Source organism: Hwangdonia lutea (genome assembly GCF_032814565.1).
Taxonomy (GTDB): Bacteria; Bacteroidota; Bacteroidia; order Flavobacteriales; family Flavobacteriaceae; genus Hwangdonia; species Hwangdonia lutea.
Map to the genome: position 1 here is coordinate 1,069,588 of NZ_CP136521.1, position 19,099 is coordinate 1,088,686.

General features: G+C 36.5%; 17 protein-coding genes. 1 reads left to right on the top strand and 16 read right to left on the bottom strand.

Annotated features, from left to right (window positions below):
• Positions 1–12: 12 nt before the first annotated feature.
• The 6 genes from RNZ46_RS04565 to msrB form a co-directional block, all read right to left on the bottom strand.
• Positions 13–1,239, bottom strand: coding sequence for a bifunctional alpha/beta hydrolase/OsmC family protein (locus RNZ46_RS04565; RefSeq protein WP_316984196.1), 1,227 nt, complete (start codon positions 1,237–1,239; stop codon positions 13–15).
• Positions 1,208–1,753 (bottom strand): peptide-methionine (S)-S-oxide reductase, encoded by a 546-nt coding sequence (locus RNZ46_RS04570; protein ID WP_316984197.1) that lies wholly within the window; start codon positions 1,751–1,753, stop codon positions 1,208–1,210. The genes RNZ46_RS04565 and RNZ46_RS04570 overlap by 32 nt, the downstream gene beginning before the upstream one ends.
• The gene (locus tag RNZ46_RS04575; RefSeq protein ID WP_316984198.1) at positions 1,732–1,980 is read right to left on the bottom strand and encodes a glutaredoxin family protein; all 249 of its coding nucleotides are present in this window, start codon (positions 1,978–1,980) and stop codon (positions 1,732–1,734) included. The genes RNZ46_RS04570 and RNZ46_RS04575 overlap by 22 nt, the downstream gene beginning before the upstream one ends.
• Before the next feature lies 1 nt (position 1,981).
• Complete coding sequence (locus RNZ46_RS04580; protein WP_316984199.1) at positions 1,982–2,473, bottom strand: peroxiredoxin family protein; 492 nt, start codon at positions 2,471–2,473, stop codon at positions 1,982–1,984.
• A 27-nt stretch (positions 2,474–2,500) separates the two neighbouring features.
• Positions 2,501–3,040, bottom strand: coding sequence for a peptide-methionine (S)-S-oxide reductase MsrA (gene msrA / locus RNZ46_RS04585; protein ID WP_316984200.1), 540 nt, complete (start codon positions 3,038–3,040; stop codon positions 2,501–2,503).
• A gap of 84 nt (positions 3,041–3,124) precedes the next feature.
• On the bottom strand, positions 3,125–3,571 hold the full coding sequence (msrB, locus tag RNZ46_RS04590; RefSeq protein WP_316984966.1) for a peptide-methionine (R)-S-oxide reductase MsrB: 447 nt from the start codon (positions 3,569–3,571) through the stop codon (positions 3,125–3,127).
• A 150-nt stretch (positions 3,572–3,721) separates the two neighbouring features.
• Here msrB and RNZ46_RS04595 point away from each other — a divergent pair, with 150 nt between their 5' ends.
• The gene (locus RNZ46_RS04595) at positions 3,722–4,996 is read left to right on the top strand and encodes a Pycsar system effector family protein (RefSeq protein WP_316984201.1); all 1,275 of its coding nucleotides are present in this window, start codon (positions 3,722–3,724) and stop codon (positions 4,994–4,996) included.
• Here the strand turns inward: RNZ46_RS04595 and RNZ46_RS04600 are convergent.
• The 10 genes from RNZ46_RS04600 to RNZ46_RS04645 form a co-directional block, all read right to left on the bottom strand.
• Positions 4,993–7,365, bottom strand: a complete 2,373-nt coding sequence (locus tag RNZ46_RS04600; RefSeq protein ID WP_316984202.1) for a GAF domain-containing protein — start codon at positions 7,363–7,365, stop codon at positions 4,993–4,995. The two genes, RNZ46_RS04595 and RNZ46_RS04600, sit on opposite strands and share 4 nt — an antisense overlap.
• A gap of 356 nt (positions 7,366–7,721) precedes the next feature.
• Positions 7,722–8,051 carry a hypothetical protein gene (locus RNZ46_RS04605; protein WP_316984203.1) on the bottom strand — a complete coding sequence of 110 codons (330 nt, stop codon included), beginning with the start codon at positions 8,049–8,051 and terminating at the stop codon, positions 7,722–7,724.
• A 69-nt stretch (positions 8,052–8,120) separates the two neighbouring features.
• On the bottom strand, positions 8,121–8,540 hold the full coding sequence (locus RNZ46_RS04610) for a hypothetical protein (protein ID WP_316984204.1): 420 nt from the start codon (positions 8,538–8,540) through the stop codon (positions 8,121–8,123).
• 11 nt (positions 8,541–8,551) lie between these two features.
• Positions 8,552–8,971 carry a GreA/GreB family elongation factor gene (locus RNZ46_RS04615; protein WP_316984205.1) on the bottom strand — a complete coding sequence of 140 codons (420 nt, stop codon included), beginning with the start codon at positions 8,969–8,971 and terminating at the stop codon, positions 8,552–8,554.
• Positions 8,972–8,997: 26 nt separating this feature from the next.
• Positions 8,998–10,296 carry a Glu/Leu/Phe/Val family dehydrogenase gene (locus RNZ46_RS04620; RefSeq protein ID WP_316984206.1) on the bottom strand — a complete coding sequence of 433 codons (1,299 nt, stop codon included), beginning with the start codon at positions 10,294–10,296 and terminating at the stop codon, positions 8,998–9,000.
• Between the two features lie 466 nt (positions 10,297–10,762).
• Entirely contained in the window at positions 10,763–12,091 is a 1,329-nt protein-coding gene (locus tag RNZ46_RS04625) for a sigma-54-dependent transcriptional regulator (RefSeq protein ID WP_316984207.1), read from the bottom strand.
• A 2-nt stretch (positions 12,092–12,093) separates the two neighbouring features.
• Entirely contained in the window at positions 12,094–13,188 is a 1,095-nt protein-coding gene (locus tag RNZ46_RS04630) for a sensor histidine kinase (RefSeq protein WP_316984208.1), read from the bottom strand.
• Positions 13,189–13,342: 154 nt separating this feature from the next.
• Entirely contained in the window at positions 13,343–14,755 is a 1,413-nt protein-coding gene (locus RNZ46_RS04635; protein WP_316984209.1) for an efflux transporter outer membrane subunit, read from the bottom strand.
• Between the two features lie 25 nt (positions 14,756–14,780).
• Positions 14,781–17,912: an efflux RND transporter permease subunit gene (locus tag RNZ46_RS04640; RefSeq protein ID WP_316984210.1), complete on the bottom strand. Its 3,132-nt coding sequence runs from the start codon at positions 17,910–17,912 to the stop codon at positions 14,781–14,783.
• Positions 17,913–17,950: 38 nt separating this feature from the next.
• Positions 17,951–19,093 (bottom strand): efflux RND transporter periplasmic adaptor subunit, encoded by a 1,143-nt coding sequence (locus RNZ46_RS04645; protein WP_316984211.1) that lies wholly within the window; start codon positions 19,091–19,093, stop codon positions 17,951–17,953.
• Between the last annotated feature and the right edge of the window lie 6 nt (positions 19,094–19,099).

Below are 19,099 nucleotides of genomic sequence, written 5' to 3' on the forward strand. Positions count from 1 at the left end.
AGATAGTAATTCTTAATTTTCTTCAATAATAACCGTATCAAACAATACTTTGTTGGCTAAGGTTTTATGCACCGGACATTTTGAGGCTATTTGTTTAAGACGTTGTTTTTGCTCAGTATTTAAGTTGCCAACAAACTTTAACTTTTTATCCATAAAGTCAATTCTTGTTGGTTTTTCAATATCCAACATCAAATCATCGCTATGTTTTTTAGAATAGGTTATGTAAGCATATACTTCCTGTAAATCCCATTTTTTGCGTTCGGCATAAAGTTTAAGCGTCATTACGGTACAAGCAGCTAAACCTGCACTGAGATAGTCATACGGTGATGGCCCAAAATCGTCGCCTCCAAAACTTAAAGGTTCATCGGCTATAAAACTGTGTTTTTGGGTTTGTATATTGGTAGTAAATTTATCTTCCTTCAAGTTTAAATGCGCCACTATTTGCTCTCCAAACGTATCTAACATAGCATTGTCCTTTGGCTCGAAATAACGTTGTACCCAAGAGCCTATAAGCTTACCAACATAGTCGCTATCTCTACTTTTAGACAATAAATGATCGGCCTGATCTAAACTCACAAAACTCTTTGGATGGTGTGCGTTGTGGTATATTTTTTCTGCATTTTCAATACCAACAACACCATCAAAAGGCGCATGCATAATCAGCAATGGTTTTCTTAATTTTTTGGTAATTTCCGGTAAATCTGTTTTGCTAAAATCTTCAACAAACTTCTGATTTATTTTAAATGGTCGGCCGCCAATATCCACCTTTACTTCGCCCTTTTCCTTAACTTCATCAATGCCATGCGAAAACAAATGCGTAACATGACCAACCGTGGCCGGTGCACCAATAGTTGCTACGGCTTTTATGTTTTTAAGCTTTGAAGCCGCTACAATTGCAGCAGCGCCACCAAGCGAATGGCCCAACAACAAACTTGGTGCTTTATAGTTTTCTTCGATATAATCGCTAACGGCTATTAAATCATCGACATTTGCAGAAAAATGACTTTCGGCAAACTCGCCTTCGCTTCTTCCTAAGCCCGTAAAATCAAAACGCACCACGCCAAAACCATGGTTTGTTAGCGCTCTACTTATGTTTTTTACAGCATTAAAATTGCTATAACAGGTAAAACAGTGTGCAAAAATGGCATAATAGCTTGGTTTTTGGTTTGCCGGTAATTCCAAATACGCTTGTAATTTATACCCTTTTTTATTCTGAATATTGAGCTTTGTATTCTTCATTTTTAATTAAATGATTTAGTTTATCTGGATTGGTATATGCTGAAAATTGCTTTAATAGCAACTTGAGCTTAGGATTGATAAAGGTCTCGCAAAAAGGTTTGTTTGGGTTTTTGAAATAGTACTTTTGAATGGCTTCTCGCGATGCTTTAAACCTTGCAAATGGCAAAACCTTTGTTATCAATTTTCCGTTAAAATCCTTCTGAAAACTTTCAATAATATCATTTGATTCTTTTTCTTGCGATTCAGCAAAGGTATAAACTGCCGACCTATACTTGTAACGCATACTGTGATTTGATGTGCTCATATGCGTATGTAAATGAATTTCAATCAAAACTTTTAACGGGATTTCATTCGAATTGAAATGTACAAAAACCGCTTCTGAAAACGTATCATTTTCATCATGTGATGCGATATAGCCCTGTTCCACTTTTTCAACACCTTTTAAAGATTGAAACACAGCTTCAGTACACCAATGGCAACCACCACCAAATCCTATTTTAGTTTTTCTATCCATTTATCTATATCGGAGTCCCTTGGGTTTCTCAATTTTTTCTCATCAAGGGTTATTGTCGGGAAATTTAGTTTTCGGTTTTTATAAAGGCTTCGCAAAGCTTCTGCATGGTCAGTATTTTCTTCAACATCCAGAAATTTATAATCTAATTGACGTGTTTCAAAATAAGATTTATAATGCTGTGTTTTGTGGCACCTTTCGGCTCCATAAAGTTTAATTTCTAAAGCCATATTATTTTAATTCCTTTAAAAATTGAATGGCTGCATCTGGGTTTAAATGAAATTCCGAATACACCACATTATCGTGTTTATCAATAAAAATAAACCAAGGCGTGCCTCCTGTTTTATAGTTTTTCATCATATTTGAATACGATTTACCATCGTCTCCGGCATCATGTCCAAACGGAATTTTAAGGCTGTATTGCTTTTGGGTTTCAACCATTTTTTGATACGTATTGGCGTCGTGACCTTCAAAAACGGTTTGAATGGCCAAAAAGATAATATTTTTATTTTCATGTAAAGCTTCAACCATTTTTTTTAAATCCGGCAATCCTTTGCTATGGCAACCGGGGCACCAATGCTGAAAACAATATACGATTTTAAACTTTCCTTTAAAATCTGATAGTTTTATTGCTTCAGTTTTGTTTCCGTTGGCATCAATCCAGTTTTTAACATGAAATTCCGGCGCTTTAAACACTTTTTCTTGCTCTGGTTTACTTGACATTTTATGCTCCTTTCTAAGTTGTTTTTATTATTTCAGTTTATCCGCATGAAGTTTTCTAAGCTTTGCCAATTTGGGTGTAATTACAAAACTGCAATAGCCTTGAGTTTGATTATTTTTGTAATAATCTTGGTGTGCCGCCTCGGCTTCGTAAAATACATCTAAAGGCGAAACCTCAGTAACAATGGGGTTTTCGTAATACACCGCAACTTCTTTAACAACCGTTTCAGCCATTTCTTTTTGAACATCATCATGATAAAAAATCACGGAGCGATACTGCGTGCCTCTATCGGCGCCCTGCCTGTTTAATGTCGTGGGGTCGTGCGTGGTCATAAAAACCACCAAAATATCTTTATAAGAAATTACATTGGCATCAAAGGTAATTTGTACCACTTCGGCATGCCCTGTTAATCCCGAACAAATCTCGCGATACGTGGGATGCCCCGGAACATTGCCACCGGAGTAACCCGACACCACTTTTTCTACACCTTTTATTTCTTGAAAAACGGCTTCGGTACACCAAAAGCAACCGCCGCCAACCGTGGCTAATTGTATGTTTTTATTATTCATTTATAGTTGTTCCTACTTTTTATTTTTAATGAATTGAAATCTATCTTTCTTAACCGATAAATACATTATAACAACCTTAGTTTTCTATTCTTTTTCTAATTGCATGGATTCTGAATTGATACAGTAGCGCAATCCGCTAGGTTCTGGTCCATCAGGGAAAACGTGCCCTAAATGGGCATCGCAAGTATTACACATTACCTCTACCCGCACCATGCCAAAAGCGGTGTCTTTTTCGTATTTTATTGCGTTTTCTTTAATGGGCTGTGTAAAACTGGGCCAACCTGTGCCCGAGCTAAACTTAATTGTAGAATCGAACAAAGGCGTATTGCAGCACACACAATTATACTTACCGGCATCGTGCGTAGTACAAAGTGCACCACTATGAGGGCGTTCGGTGCCTTTTTGCCTTGTAATTCTAAATTGTTCTGGGGTTAATTGCGCCTGCCATTCGGCCTCTGTTTTTTCTACACGTTTATCCGGAGTTGGATTTCCGTTTACGGAAAAGTTAATAACGTCTTTCCAAGTTATCATCATAAGATTTCCTTTTGTTTTCTATTAATACATTATGCTTTTTCAACCTAAATATAGTTGTTTTTATTGGCATTAAATTACATTTATAGAGAAACCATATATCTTGTTTAATTATTTTTTTAGTACTTTGGTTTTTATTAAAATCTAGCTATGTCCAAATTGATTAAAAAAGCTGAAGACTTTGTATTTAACTTATTTAAAAACGAGTTAGATCAGAATTTTATTTATCATAATTACACCCATACCGAGCGTGTTTTACGAAGCACCAGAGAAATCATAAAGAACACCGATGTTTCTAAAAAAGATGCCGAAACCTTGGAATTGGCAGCCTTATTGCACGACACCGGTTACACAAAAACCAGAGAAGGACACGAGGAAGAAAGTGTTAAAATAGCCACTGCCTTTTTAAAGGATCAAGGGGCAGACGACAAAACAATTGAAGCGGTTACCTCGTGCATTATGGCCACAAAATTTAAGGATTCGCCCAAAACCGAACTCGGTAAAATAATACGGGATGCCGATTCGTCGCATTTTGGTAAAAAATATTTTAATGAAGCGAGTGAGTTTTTAAGAAAAGAACTGGAAATTCAAGGTATAGCAAAGTACACACCAAGTGAATGGGTTAACGAAAACATAAAAGTACTTACACAAAAACATGAGTTTTATACCGATTACGCCTTAAAAAACTGGCAACCCAGAAAGGAAAAAAACCTGTCTAAACTTATTAAAACCAAAAAGAAAAGGAAAAGAAAACTTAAAAAGGAAGAATTAAAAGCCAAATACAAAGCGCAGTATAAAAACGAAAGCCCCGAACGAGGCATTCAAACCTTTTACAGAGTGGCATTGCGAAACCATATTAAATTAAGTGATATTGCCGATACCAAGGCCAATATTCTACTATCGGTGAATGCGATAATAATTTCTTTGGTACTCTCCAATTTAATTTCAAAATTAGATAGCCCATCCAATAGCTACCTCATATATCCTACCTTAATTTTTGTAGTGTCGAGTGTTATTTCAATGATACTATCTATAATCGCTACCCGCCCCAACGTTACCAGCGGCGAGTTTACTAAAGAAGATGTTGAGCAAAAACGTGTTAATTTGACCTTTTTTGGTAATTTTCATAAAATGAAATTAGAAGAATATCAATGGGCTATTACAGAATTGCTAAAAGATAAAAACTACGTATATAGCTCGTTAACAAAAGACCTTTATTTTTTAGGAAAAGTGCTGGACAGAAAATATAGAATATTAAGAACCACCTATACTATTTTTATGTTGGGAATGGTTATTTCTGTTATCGCATTTATAATTTCGTTTAAGGTGCACAGACCCAAAGATGATTTAAAAGACATTATTGGTTTTGAAACGCAGCAAAAAAATGACACTAAATCTTTACTTGAAACAGATTATATGGTTTAAGCTTTAATGGTTTTCATTAAATCGCCATAGGTATAAAACGATTTATCTTCTTCATTTTTATGATACAAAACGCTTACCCTAATGGCCTTCAAGCCTGTTACAGCCTGTAAATCTTCCAATTCAACTATTTCCACATCCGTATCTAAATAGTTTTTGGATTGCAAAAACTTAATGTACCTTAAGTATTCGTTTTCGTCTTGTTTATGCGAATACACAATGCTTATTTTTCCTTTTTGGGTAATTCTTTCTGTTGTGCCTTTTATGTACGCTTTATCCACACGTTTTTTTACAATTTCGTATCGCGCATTGTACGTGCCATCGACATCAAACTGTTTTTCGTCCATTCTAAAACTAATGGACAGCGGTTGGTTAAACACCAAAATCATGGATGCCACATTCAAAGTTATTGGTAGGCTAGATTGCATTTGGTAATAAGCATTTTCCAATTCGCACATAACCTGCAATTGCCACAAACGTAAGTTGTATAAATAAATAGGATTGAAGTTTTTTTCTTTTGTAATTGACTCCCCAATATACATATTATGCTCCACACCATCGGTTTTAAAACGCTCGAAATAATGTGGATACATGGCTTGGGCCTCTTCCTGTTTTTTATCTAAAAGTGATGCCATTTCCTTGTTGATTAAAGCAATGGAATCATCATAATCTTTTCGGTGGTTGTAAAAGGCTTTTACTTTGTCGTCAATACTGTTAAAATAAGAATCGATTTGTTCTTTCAATGCATCAATGGAAAACAAATGGGTTAAAACAGAGTCGATTTCTTGGTTGAAAAAATCTGAAATTTGCCGCTCACTGTCTACCTTAAAATCGTTATTCAACTCTTTTAGATAATCATTTATTTGATATATGTATTGCTCGTAAATCGGCAATGTTTCAATTTTTGAAGCTTTTAAGAAAATGCTTTTTACTGCTTTAAGCTGCAAGGTTAAATCTTCTTTTGTGGCTTCATTTCTGGCGTTTGATGAACCTTTAATATCAATTTGCCCATAAAGCGGATAGATATTTTCGAATGCTATTTTTTTAAAAGTAGCTTGTTCGCCCTTCAATTCGGCTTTAATAAAATCTCTGGCTTCGCTTGCAAAACGCCAATGCACACTTGGGTGTATTGAGGTACATTCTTTTTGAATTATGGCCTCAATTAAGTTTGCTTCATCGTTCTTCGAGCGCTCTACCGCGGTTACAATGTAGGGCATCACATCAACCAGTTTATTGGCATTTATACTATTGAGCGTTTGCGGCTCGTTTGATACAATTTCCAAGATACCCATCAAGCCATCGTCGTTGGCAATGGGCGCAAATACAGCACTTTTTATGCCTTGCTCGTGCAAGCTTTTTATATGTGGAGCTCCGCCTTTGGATTTTACTAACATTTTATCGACATCTGATACCGAAAAATATTTGTTTTCGTTAAGCAATCTGTTATAAGACCATTTACACAAGGCATCGGTGCATTTTTCTTTTTCGTATTTTCCAAGCAGATAGCTTTTTAGGCCCGCACCATAAACACGTTGAAAAACACCATCTTCTTTATTGTATAACGAAAACCCGACTTTAATATCGTTTATCCCGAAAAGCGATCTGAAAATTTCTTGGAAACCACCCATAAAATTAACATCTTTTCTTTTATCATCAGCAATTAAACTGGATTTGACATTAGATATGGACTGGTCATCGGTAACATCAAAAATATTTGATATTATAAACCCCTTAAAGGTGTAACTGTTTGGTGGGAATTTCTCTTTCCAAAGGGCAATGTTTTCAAAATTATCCAATAATTCGTCGTAATCTTTCTGAGTGATTTTAGGCGTGTTTTTTTTGGGTTTAATTTCGGTAAAATCGGCATTGTAAAGAATTTTATAATACCGAGTAATGCCATTGGCATCGGGAATTTCGTAATAAAACGGACGTTTAAAATTTAAATTATAACCATAGTAAAAATCTAAAATAATGGCACAAGCAACAATATACGTATCGTCTTTGGGCATGTTTTTAATTTCCAATTCAAAATCTTTGCCCGCCGTTTTAATGATATCTTTAAAGCGTTCCGAAGCATTAAATATTAAATTATGAAATGGTATCGTGGCTGTTTTTATTTCGTTTTTGGTTAAAATTGGGCTGAATGAATCTTGAAGTATTTCGCTAATTTCCTTCTCCCTTTGTTTTAATATGGTGGCATCACTAAACCCATCCTTTAACTCAGGAAATGTATTGGCTATTTTTAACACATGTTTAGCTCTAACTGCACTATGCGCATCTGTATTTTCAGCTAATTCCTCGTAATGCTGCAGAAGCTTATTAAAACTAATTTTTAGCTCAAAAGGCGACTCAACATTCTTGTTAATATCCATGATATGGCAGTTCTTATAAAACAAAATTACAAAATTAATGTGTTAGTCGGTATTTAGTAGACTTGCTAACACACATAATGTTACACCAAAAGGTTTTTATTTTTTTGTTTATAAACTAAAAAAGGCTCCACGAAAACGTGGAGCCTTGACTACTTAAAATATAAGAAACCTGCAACAATCATCAAAATATTAAGTTTTACTAAGGTTTCTTATTTACTAACATGTAAAACTTAAACACTAATAACCAACCAGTGTTTTTTTAAAGCGAACTTAATATTGTTAACAATACAACCATAACGGTGGTTGTAAGGACTCCTAAAAGGAAATAAAATCTAAAATTTTTCATCAGTCTTAAATTATTTTCGATGGTATTTTATTAAAATTTGGTAAATGTGTTTTTTTAAAGCGTTGAATGCCTTAACGAGCTGCACATATTGCGCTCTTTTATTTTCATGAATATTTGCTCTTAATGCATTGTATTCTGTTTTTCCGTATTCGTATTCATTTTTTAAAGCTTGCTCGTACTTGCAAAATGTTGCCATTATCAAAACATTTTTTCGGCGTAAGCCTTGAATTGAGTTTGATACTGCACTTTTTTTAACAAGCTGTTTTTCAATAACATTAAAGTAATTCAATTCGTTATTCAGTTCTTCCAAGGTGCTTATCCACAGATTTAACTCGTTCAAATCTTTTTTGATGCATAACAACCTTTGAGATTCTATTTTTTGTGATACGATGGAGTTCAAAAAAAATAATTAGTGCTTTGCGGTAAGTGTAAATGTACCCTGTACCTTGTTAAAAAACTCGTTTTTTAATTTTCTGTAACCCTCTATAAATTGCAAATATCTTTTTCTATAACTCTCGTGTTCTGTAATGTAAACCATATCGCATTGCGTGTCTTCACACTCCATAATGTCTGTTCTGGATATGGCATACCTATTTAGCGCAGCGCGTAAATTTTCATTTTCAACTTCTTTTTTGTGAAGACTTTTTAACACATTATCTTCCTGTAGCTGCAAACTTAAATCTGTGTTGCACAAGTTTATTAAATTGGTAATCTCCTTTTTAATGTATTTTAAATGGCTCATCCAATTGTCCAGCTCTATCGTATTGATTTTATGCGTTACGTCTACATCTGAATCATTAAAGAATATTTGAGTATTTTGATTTTGCATAACTATTAATTTTATACCACTAAATCCACGCCACTTAAAGTTTCTTCTTGACTCACATCTACAATCTTTAGTTGTTGTTTACCTGCCGGAAATTCCCAAAGCACAGCATCGTCTTTAGCATAGCCAAAAAGAGCCGATCCCATTGGGGTAAGTATTGAAATTTTGTTCTGCTTCATATCTTTATCCATAGGAATTACCACTTGTAGTGTTTTTTCCCAGCCTTTATCTGATACGACCGTAACTTTTGAGTTAAAGCGAACAACATCCTCGGGCATTTCATCTTCATCCAAAATATGAGCGGTTTTTAGTTGCTCAGTTAATTCTTGCAGCGATTTTTGGGTATTGAAATCTCCCACATATCCCGATATATTAAGTATGCGTTTTAAATACACATATTCTTTCTTTTCCAATATTAAACTTCCGTACTTCATGGTGTAAATTTTTAAATGTTTTATTATTATGGGAAAATCCCTCTTTCAATATAAGCTCTTTCTATGCGTTGAATGGCAATGCAATATGCCGCTGTACGCATATCGAGTGCATTTTTCTCGGAATACTCATAAACTTTATTAAAAGATTCTTTTAATTTTTTATTTAGTTTGGCCATAACCTCGTCCAATTGCCAAAGCTCTCCGTTTCGGTTTTGCAACCACTCAAAATAACTTCCAACAACGCCACCGGAGTTGCACAATATATCTGGGATAATGGTAATTCCTCTATCCAAAAGAATCATTTCGCCTTCCACATTCGTTGGTCCGTTTGCACCTTCGGCAATTAGGGTTGCTTTAATTTGAGAGGCATTGTTTTTAGTGATTTGATTCCCCAATGCCGCAGGGATACAAATATCGCATGCCGTAGCAAAAAAATCTTTATTGCTTAAAGCTTTAGCTTCTGGAAAACCAACAATACTACCTTTATTCTCAAGGCTATAATTAAAAAGGGTTTCCACTGTAATACCGTTTTGGTTTTCTATACTGCCGTAAGCATCTTGAACAGCTACTAGTTTTGCACCTTCGTTCTCTAAAAAGTGTGCAGCCCAATATCCCACATTTCCAAATCCTTGAACAATAAACTTTTTACCGTCAAGATTTATATTCTTCTTTTCTGCCCAAAATTTAATGGTTAAGTACACGCCGTAACCTGTTGCTCTGTCGCGTCCTTCCAAACCGCCGCTTCCAGCTGGTTTACCCGTAACAACATGTTGGTTTGCTGTACGTTCTGCTGGCGGACGTGTGCTCATATACGTATCGGCAATCCATGCCATGGTTTGGCTATTGGTATTTACATCTGGTGCCGGAATATCGTGTTCAGGCCCTATGTTATCTGCTAAAGCAAAGGTGAAACGCCTTGTAATACGCTCTAATTCATCTTTCGAATATTTTGAAGGATCTAATTGAATTCCTCCCTTTCCGCCACCATAAGGCAATCCTGCCAACGATGTTTTCCAGGTCATCCACATGGCCAACGCTCTAGCGGCGTCGATATCTACCGTGGGGTGATAGCGCAAACCTCCTTTGTACGGGCCTAAAGCGCTATTGTGTTGCACACGATAGCCTCTAAAAACTTCAACTTCGCCATTATCCATTTTTACTGGAAAATTGACAATAATTTCGTTATTAGTGATACTTAAAATTTTTCTGATGCTGGGGTGTAAATCGATTTGGTCTGCAGCATTATTAAATTGCTGCATCACATTATCCATCATACCACGAACAGGTTGTTTTTTAACTTTTTTAATTTCTGCGGTAATTGTCATATATAATGTTTCTGTGATTGTTGCTAAATACGGTTACTTTTTTGCCATCTTTCCCTCGCTTTTGGGGCGTTTACAGATTGACTATTAATGCACTGAAAATCATTATCACAACCAGTTAAACCATCTGTAGTTTTAACTCTGGCTGTTCCATGATTTTAACATAATCTGTGTTAGATTGAACTTCTTCAAACTCACTACAAGACCATACTTTATTTTTCTGCGTGGTTAATACACATGTATTCCGATGTATACAACTGGGGCAAATATTAAAGTGATTCGTTTTCATACATAATTGTTTCAATTTCATTTACCAAAAGGCAATGCTTGTGCCAAAACATTTTGGAGAAGCCACACAACACTCGCGAACCCTTTATTAACAAAGGTTTAATGTGTTATGTCTATAAATTGCATTAAATTAAAAGTGGTACAAAATTACCCGGTTGGGTAAAAATGCATCAGTGAAGGATTATTCAGAAAGTTTTTGACGAATGGTCTTTCTGCTTATTTGAAGAATTTCTGCAGCTTTGGTTTTATTGTTTCCTGTGGCGCGCAGTACTTTCTCGATGTATTTTTTTTCGATGGCTTTAAGAGGCAATAATTCTTCCGATGAAAACTCTAAGCTGTATTTTAGGTGCTCCGGCAACTGCTCAATATCCACAATTTTATCGCTCATAATTACCGCACGTTGTATGATGTTTTCCAACTCACGAATATTCCCGGGCCAATTATACCGATTTAAAATCTCCGAAGCTTGTGGTGTAATTTTCATAAACCGGTCTTTATATTCAATACCGTATTTAAAAAGAAATTTATCTACCAACAACGGAATGTCCTCTTTTCGCTCTCGCAATGGCGAAACATTAATCTCAACAACGGTTAAGCGGTAATACAAATCTTCGCGAAACGTTTTTGTTTGCATCATTTCCTGCAAGTCGCTATTGGTTGCTGCAATTATTCTAACATCTATTTTTTCGGGTTTTGTAGCGCCAACCTTAACCACTTCTTTCTCCTGTAAAACACGCAATAAACGCGATTGCACTCCCAGTGAAGCGTTACCTATTTCGTCTAAAAAAATAGTACCACCGTTGGCGGCTTGAAAAAAACCATCCCTATTGGTTTCGGCTCCTGTAAAAGCTCCTTTAATGTAACCGAATAATTCCGCTTCCAACAAATTTTCGGGGATTCCGCCACAGTTCACCGCAATAAATGGTGCTCTTGCAAACTTGCCCTGGTAATGTATAGCACGAGCAACCAACTCTTTACCCGTACCGCTTTCGCCCTTAATAAAAACGGTGGCCTTATTGTTTTTTACACGCTCAATAATTTGAATAATGTTATTGATTTTTTCCGAGTTCCCAATAATTTCACCATAAACACCATTTTTTTCTTTGGAGATATTAACCGTTTTTTGAGGGTCTTTTTCTGAAGTTAACAGCGAATGGTCTACAGCTGTTTTTAGCTCGTCTTTTGTAAAGGGTTTTGTTAAATAATCAACGGCACCTGATTTAATACTTGACAATGCGTCTTGAAAAGATGGATAACCGGTTACTACCAATTTGGGTAATTTCGGATAATGCTCGGACACAAATTTTATGAGTTCTGAGCCATCAATTTCGGGCATTTTTAAATCGGTAATCAATAAATCAATTTTGGTATCGCGCAAAATGGTTACGGCTTCTTTTACCGACATGGCTTTAAAAGTATGGTAGTTCCACGATTGTAAATGACGCTGAATAAGTTCTAGAATATCAACATCGTCATCAACTATTAGTATGTTTTCTTTGCGCAATTGCATGATTAAGATTTTGGTAAAGTAATTGTAAATATAGCACCTTTATTTGGGTTATTTTGTGCCGTTACCGTGCCTTTGTGTGAGGCCACAATACCATGAACCACGCTTAAACCCAACCCAGAACCATCTCCGGTTGGTTTGGTGGTAAAAAATGGCTGAAACACTTTTTCCAAAGCCTCGGGCGTAAAGCCTTTACCTTCATCGGAAATTTTAAGAATTACTTCTTTTTTATTTTGAAGAGCCTCAACAGTTACCAAGCCGTTTTTTGGCGAAAAATAAATCGCATTCATTAAAAGATTAAAAATAATTTGGGTAAGCTGAATCGGGTCTGCCCGCAACCATAGCTCTTCATCTTCTATTTTTACAATGTATTTAACCTGCTCTTTCCTGAAGGTCGCATCTAATAAATGAATGGCGTTTTTAATGTTAGGAATGATGTTTACCCGCTTCATTTCTTGAGGCATTTCGCAAGCAAAAAACATTAACTTTTTAACCACTTCTCTCGAAAAAATAGCATTTTGGATAATTTTATCCAAATCCACCAGTCCCTTTTTATTGTTTTTTAAATCAGATTTTAGCAATTCGGCAAAGCCTAAAATATTGGCCAATGGCGTATTGAGTTCGTGTGCAATTCCAGCGGTAATTTCGCCTAAAATGCTCAATCGGCCCGCATGCTCCATTTGCCGTTTTAAGGATGCTTCTCTTTTTTGAATTTCAATATGCTCCAGCAGATTGCCTACTTTTAAAGCGACATTATTTAGCAATAATTGTTCTTCCTTTAAAAAACTGTTTTTGTTAAATTCCGATCCGTTTAAACAAGCTTTTATTTCACCTTGAACCTCATTAAAAATGCTAATATCAGATTGAATCGCTACAGCATCTTCAGAACATTTTCCAGTTCGAGCTGAAAATTCTCCACTCGTTATGGAAATAACCGTTTTGTCTGGGTACTGAAAGCCTTTTTTTAGGCTCCTTGCTATGGCTTTTAGGGTGTCTTCTAAAAGTTCGGCATTGGAATTTACGATAATAGACGACACTTCGTAAAGGCAGGTTAACTCCTTAATGCGCTCTTGTAATGCTTGTTCCGTTTTATTACCCATGGCAATCAAATTCAATAAATTTACGGCGTCTATTTTTGCTTTCTTCTAAAAAAACTTAATGAAAACGCAAAAAAACACACGCCGCAATTTAGCTTTAAAAAATCCTAATTTATTGATTTTTTATTGATAATAGCGTTAGTGGCTGGGAATCATTTTATTTCCAGCCACCACCAAGCGCTTGATATAAATCTACAATGGCTTGCAATTGGCTATTCTTTGCGTTTACCAAACTTAAACTAGAGTTAAGCGCATTTTCTTCGGCTCGTAGAACTTCCAGATAATTTGCCAAACCATTGTTTAATAATTCTTCGGAATAATCTGTCGCTAATCTATACGCATCAAATTCCTTTTGTTTGATGTCTATGATTTGGGATGCCGAATTGTAGGCAAACATCGCATCAGACACTTCTTTTGAAGCTACCAACAAAGATTGCACAAAATTTAAACGCGCTTGTTCTTGTCTGGCTTGCGAAACTTCATATTCCGTTTTAATTTTTCTTCCGTTTAAAATAGGCTGTGTAAGTCCACCAACAATATTAGCAAACAGGGAATTGGCACTAAACAATTCGTCCAATTCCAAACTTTGAAAACCACCATTGGCAGACAAGGTTAACGACGGATAAAAGTGGCTTCGTGCTACATTGGTCAATTCAAATGCATGCCGTAAATTATATTCTGCGGCAATTACATCTGGCCGGTTACTCAAAAGTTGCGCGGGAATTCCCAATGGCAAATCTGATGTAATAACTTGTGCTTCAAGAGTTGATCGATCCATTTCCTTTGGCATATCGCCCAAAAGAATGGCCAATGTATTCTCTAAAATATGGGATTGATTTTTTAAATCGACCAAAATGGCTTGCGCGGTATACAAAAGTGCTTCGGTTTGTTTTACACTAACTTCGGTTCCGTTTCCGGCATCTTTTAAAGCTTTTGATGTTTCTAAACCATGACCTCTTGTTTCAATGGTTTGTTGGGTGATTAAAATTTGCTCATCCACTGCCAATAACTGATAATATACAGAGGCGATATTGGCAATCAGTCGTGTTTTTACGGCCTTATGGGCGGCAACTGTTTGTAAGTAACTTGCTTGAGCTGCACGTTTGCTCGATCTAATTTTACCCCAAATATCGGCTTCCCACGATAAGGCTCCCGTTAATTCATACTGATTTAACGACCCGTTGAAAAAAGAACCAAACTGACTGTTTTTTGCCAATTCTTGATGCGTGTATTTTGCATTGGCAGAAAATGTTGGATAATAGCCCGCTTTACCTTGTTTAAAATAGGCTTCGGAAGCTATAATTTGTTGTAATGCCACCCGAATATCGATATTGTTCTCCAACCCTTTTTCAATATATTGGGTTAGAATAGGATCGGTAAACAAGGTTTTCCAAGACACATTGGCAATGGTTAAACTATCTGATTGAATATTATCGGTTCTAAATTTAGCTTCATCGATATTTAATTCCGATAATTCGGGCTGCGCGTACTCTTTGGCAACAAAACATGATTGTAGCGTAAACATCAAAACGATTACGAAACTAAATTTTATGATTATTGATTTTTTCATTTTATTAAACTTTTCAAATTGAAAACTATGCTTCCTCTATTTCTACAATTGGTTTCGAGCTCACTTTCTCATGTAACCATTGGAATAAAATATATAGAATCGGGATGATAAACACCCCTAAAACCGTTCCTATTAACATTCCTCCAACAGCTCCAGTACCAATAGCTTTGTTTCCTTCAGACCCAACACCTGTGGCTAAAACCAATGGCATCAATCCAAATATAAAAGCTAAAGAGGTCATTAAAATTGGGCGTAAACGCGCTTTTGCACCATCGATGGCCGCGTTTAAAATTGTTTCACCTTGTCGGCGTCTTTGTATGGCAAATTCTACAATTAGAATCGCATTCTTCGCCAACAAACCAATGAGCATGATGAGTGCAATTTGGAAATAAATATTGTTTTCCAAACCGGCGAGCTTTGTGGATATAAACGCTCCAAAAACTCCCAGAGGCAACGAAAATAATACCGCAAACGGAATTAAATAACTTTCATATTGTGCCGCTAACAAAAAGTACACAAATACGATAACCAAAAATAAAATCATGGTCGTTTGGTTTCCTGCTGCTAACTCTTCGCGGGTTAACCCAGAATATACCGTAGTATAGTTACTTGGCAACGATGCTGCAACTTCTTCAACGGCCGCAATACCGTCTCCGGTACTAAATCCAGGATTTAAAGCTCCAGTAATTGATGTGGAGTTAAACAAGTTAAAACGCGTAACCGATTGTGGGCCAAAATCACGCTCTAAACTCACAAATTGAGTAATTGGAGCCATGTCTCCAGAGCCCGTTTTCACATAAAAATTATTCAAATCCTGCGCCACTGCCCTATCTTCCGGCATGGCTTGAATATACACCCGTAATTGCTTTCCGAAGCGCGAAAAATCGGCCGCATAAACACTACCAATATAACCTTGCATGGTGCTGAAAATACTGTTGATATTTACACCGTATTCTTTCGCCAATGGCATATTGATTTCCATTTTATATTGCGGATATTTTGTACTAAAGGAAGAATTGGCATATTGGAACTCCGGTCGCTGACTCAGTTTGGAAATAAAATCTTGATTCGCTTGGTCTAAGGAAGCAAAATCTCCTCCCGTTCTATCCAATAAATTCACTTCAACACCCGCAGAATTTCCAAAACCTGGAATACTCGGTGGTGAGAAGAAAATAATATTCGCTTCCGGAATAGATGCTGCCATCCCAAACAATCTACCAATAATGGCTTTAGACGAGGTCTCATCAGTGGTACGTTCACTCCAATTTTTCAGTTTAACAAAGCCTAAACCATAGTTGCTTCCGGCGCCGCTTATTAAACTTCTACCGTTAATTAGGGTGACACCTTCAACGCCTTCAACAGCCGTAATTTTATCGCGTAAAATATTATTCACTTCTGCTGTTCTATCGATCGAGGCTCCAGGTGGCAATTCTACATTTACAAACACAATGCCTCTATCTTCATCTGGCACAAAGCCCGTTGGCGTGGTTGAAGATGCGTACCAAATACCAGCTACTGCCGCTAAAAGTATAACCGCATTTATCCATTTATGCTTATATAAAAAATGTAAAGATTGTCCGTATTTTTGGGTCAAGGCCGTAAAACCGGTATTAAATGCTTTGTAAAAACGCTGTAAATAGGTTCTTTTCTTTTCTTCCTCCGAATGTGGTTTTAAAAATATAGCACATAAGGCCGGACTTAAAGTCAAAGCGTTCACTGCCGAAATAATAATCGCTACAATTAAGGTTACACCAAACTGCTCGTAAAACACTCCTGTTGGACCGGTAATAAAAGTTACGGGAACAAATACCGCAGCCATCACCAAAGTAATAGAAACGATGGCACCGGAGATTTCGCTCATAGCCGTTATGGTTGCTTTTTGCACATCTTTTGCGCCCTGATCAATTTTAGCATGAACCGCTTCTACCACAACAATGGCATCATCTACCACAATCCCAATCGCTAGAAGCAAGGCAAAAAGCGTTAGTAAGTTAATGGAGTACCCAAATAAATTCAGAAAGAAAAACGTACCAACAATAGATACCGGAACCGCTATTGCAGGAATTAACGTTGATCTGAAATCCTGTAAAAACAAAAACACTACTATAAAAACCAGTATAAACGCTTCTATTAAGGTAGTTGTTACTTTATTTACCGAAGCATTTAAAAACTCATTGGTATCGTAAGGAATCAAATAATCAATGCCTTCTGGAAAATCTTGAGCCAACAAATCCAATTCTGCTTTTACTTCTTCAATAATAGCCTGCGCATCCGATCCTTTGGTTTGAAAAACACCAATGGCAACACTCGGATTTCCGTTGGTTTTTGCACTTCCCGCATAAGATTGCGCATCTAATTCTATTTTTGCAACATCTTTTAACCTAAGGTAATTGCCTTCACCTAACGATTTTAAGATGATATTTTCATATTGCTCTTGGTTTTTATACCGCCCATCATAGGTAATCACATACGAAAATGCTTCACCGTTATTTTCACCCAAAGTACCAGCTGCTACTTCTTGACTTTGCTCATTTATAGCTGCAGTAATATCGGAAGGTGCCAACCCGTAAGCTGCTAATTTATCCGGTTTTAACCAAACCCGCATCGCATAATCTTTAGCGCCAAAAACAGAAACGTTTCCAACCCCATTAACACGCTGAAATGCCGGTACAACATTAATTTTTAAATAATTCTGTACATAGGTATCGTTATAGGCCTCATTGGTACTAAAAAAACTAATAAACATTAAGGCACTGGTTTGCTGTTTTTGCGTTACAACACCAATCTGTCTTACCGCTGCTGGCAGTAAAGGATTGGCGCGCGCCACACGGTTTTGCACGTTTACCGCTGCAATATCCGGATCGACATCTTGATCAAAATAAACGGTAATATTGGCTGTTCCGTTATTGGTTGCGGTAGAGGTAATGTAGGTCATCCCTTCCACACCATTAATTTGCTCTTCAATAGGAATGATGACACTCTCTAAAACCGTTCCTGCCGTTGCCCCAGGATATGAGGTGGATACTTGAATAGTTGGAGGTGCGATGTCTGGATATTGCGTTACCGACAGCGATTGCAACCCTAAAATACCCAAAATGACTATAATGATAGAGATTACTGTAGAAAGTACAGGTCTCGTTATAAATGTTTTTAACATAATTGCTTGTGTTTACGTACTAAATAAAACGCTAAATATTATTGAAACTCCGTTCGAATAGGCTGTGAAATGCTATCAAAATCGGAATTTTGAGGTTCCACCAAAGTGCCGTCGCGTAATTTCCCTACGCCTTTTACAACGATGGTTTCACCTTTGTCCACACCCGATTCAACAATATATAAATTACCGCTCTGTCCTTTTATTTTAATGGCTTTTGATATGGCAACCGTGGCATCATTCGCATCTTTTTTAAGTGTGTAAACAAACCTGTTGTTCTGATTCTCGAAAGTTGCCACCTGTGGTACCACTAAAGCATTTTCGTAAACTTTTGGTACTTTTATTGTTCCGCTGTTTCCATTGTTTAGGATGCCGTTCGAATTATTAAATAAAGCTCGAAACGATACGGTTCCTGTTTGTTTATTGACTTGCGAGTTGATGGTTTCAATTTTTCCTTTTTCAGGATATTCACTACCATTGGCAAGAATTAGCGTAACTTCGGGGAGGTTTTTAATTTTTTCTTCTTTTGAATTGCCTTTGGCATTCTGAATAAAATCGATATACTCGCGTTCATTCATTGAAAAATAGGCATACACGTTACTTATGTCTGAAACTGTGGTTAAAGGCGTTTGATTGGAAGGGCTAACCAACGCCCCTTTTCTTAAGCGAATATCACCAATATAACCATCTACAGGACTTTTTATAGTACCGTAACCTATGTTTGAAACGATGCTGTTATAAGCACTTTTTGCCTGTTGTAATTTGGCTTTAGCGGTTTCCAATTGTACCGCACTAATTATGTTTTTTTCTACTAAAGGAATCAATTTATCTACCTCAACTTGAGCTGCATTTACATTTGCTTTTGCTGCTGCCGCATCTTGGTTCATGGCTTGTGTTTCTAGCCTAAATAAGGTTTGTCCTTTGCGTACTTTTTGTCCTTCGTCAACCAAAACATCAGTGATATAACCTGAAATTTTAGCTCGAACCTCACTATTTACAACACCTTCGATACTTGTTGGAAAGTTTGTAAAAGTGGTAACCGTTTTGGTTGGCACCGCCACAACGGGTAAAGCCATTGCGCTTTGTTTATTTGCTGCGGAATTTTGAGATGCTTTATCGTTTCCACAAGAAACGACCATGGAAAGCAATAAAAGTGGTACTATATTTTTAGTGATAAATTTCATGTTTTA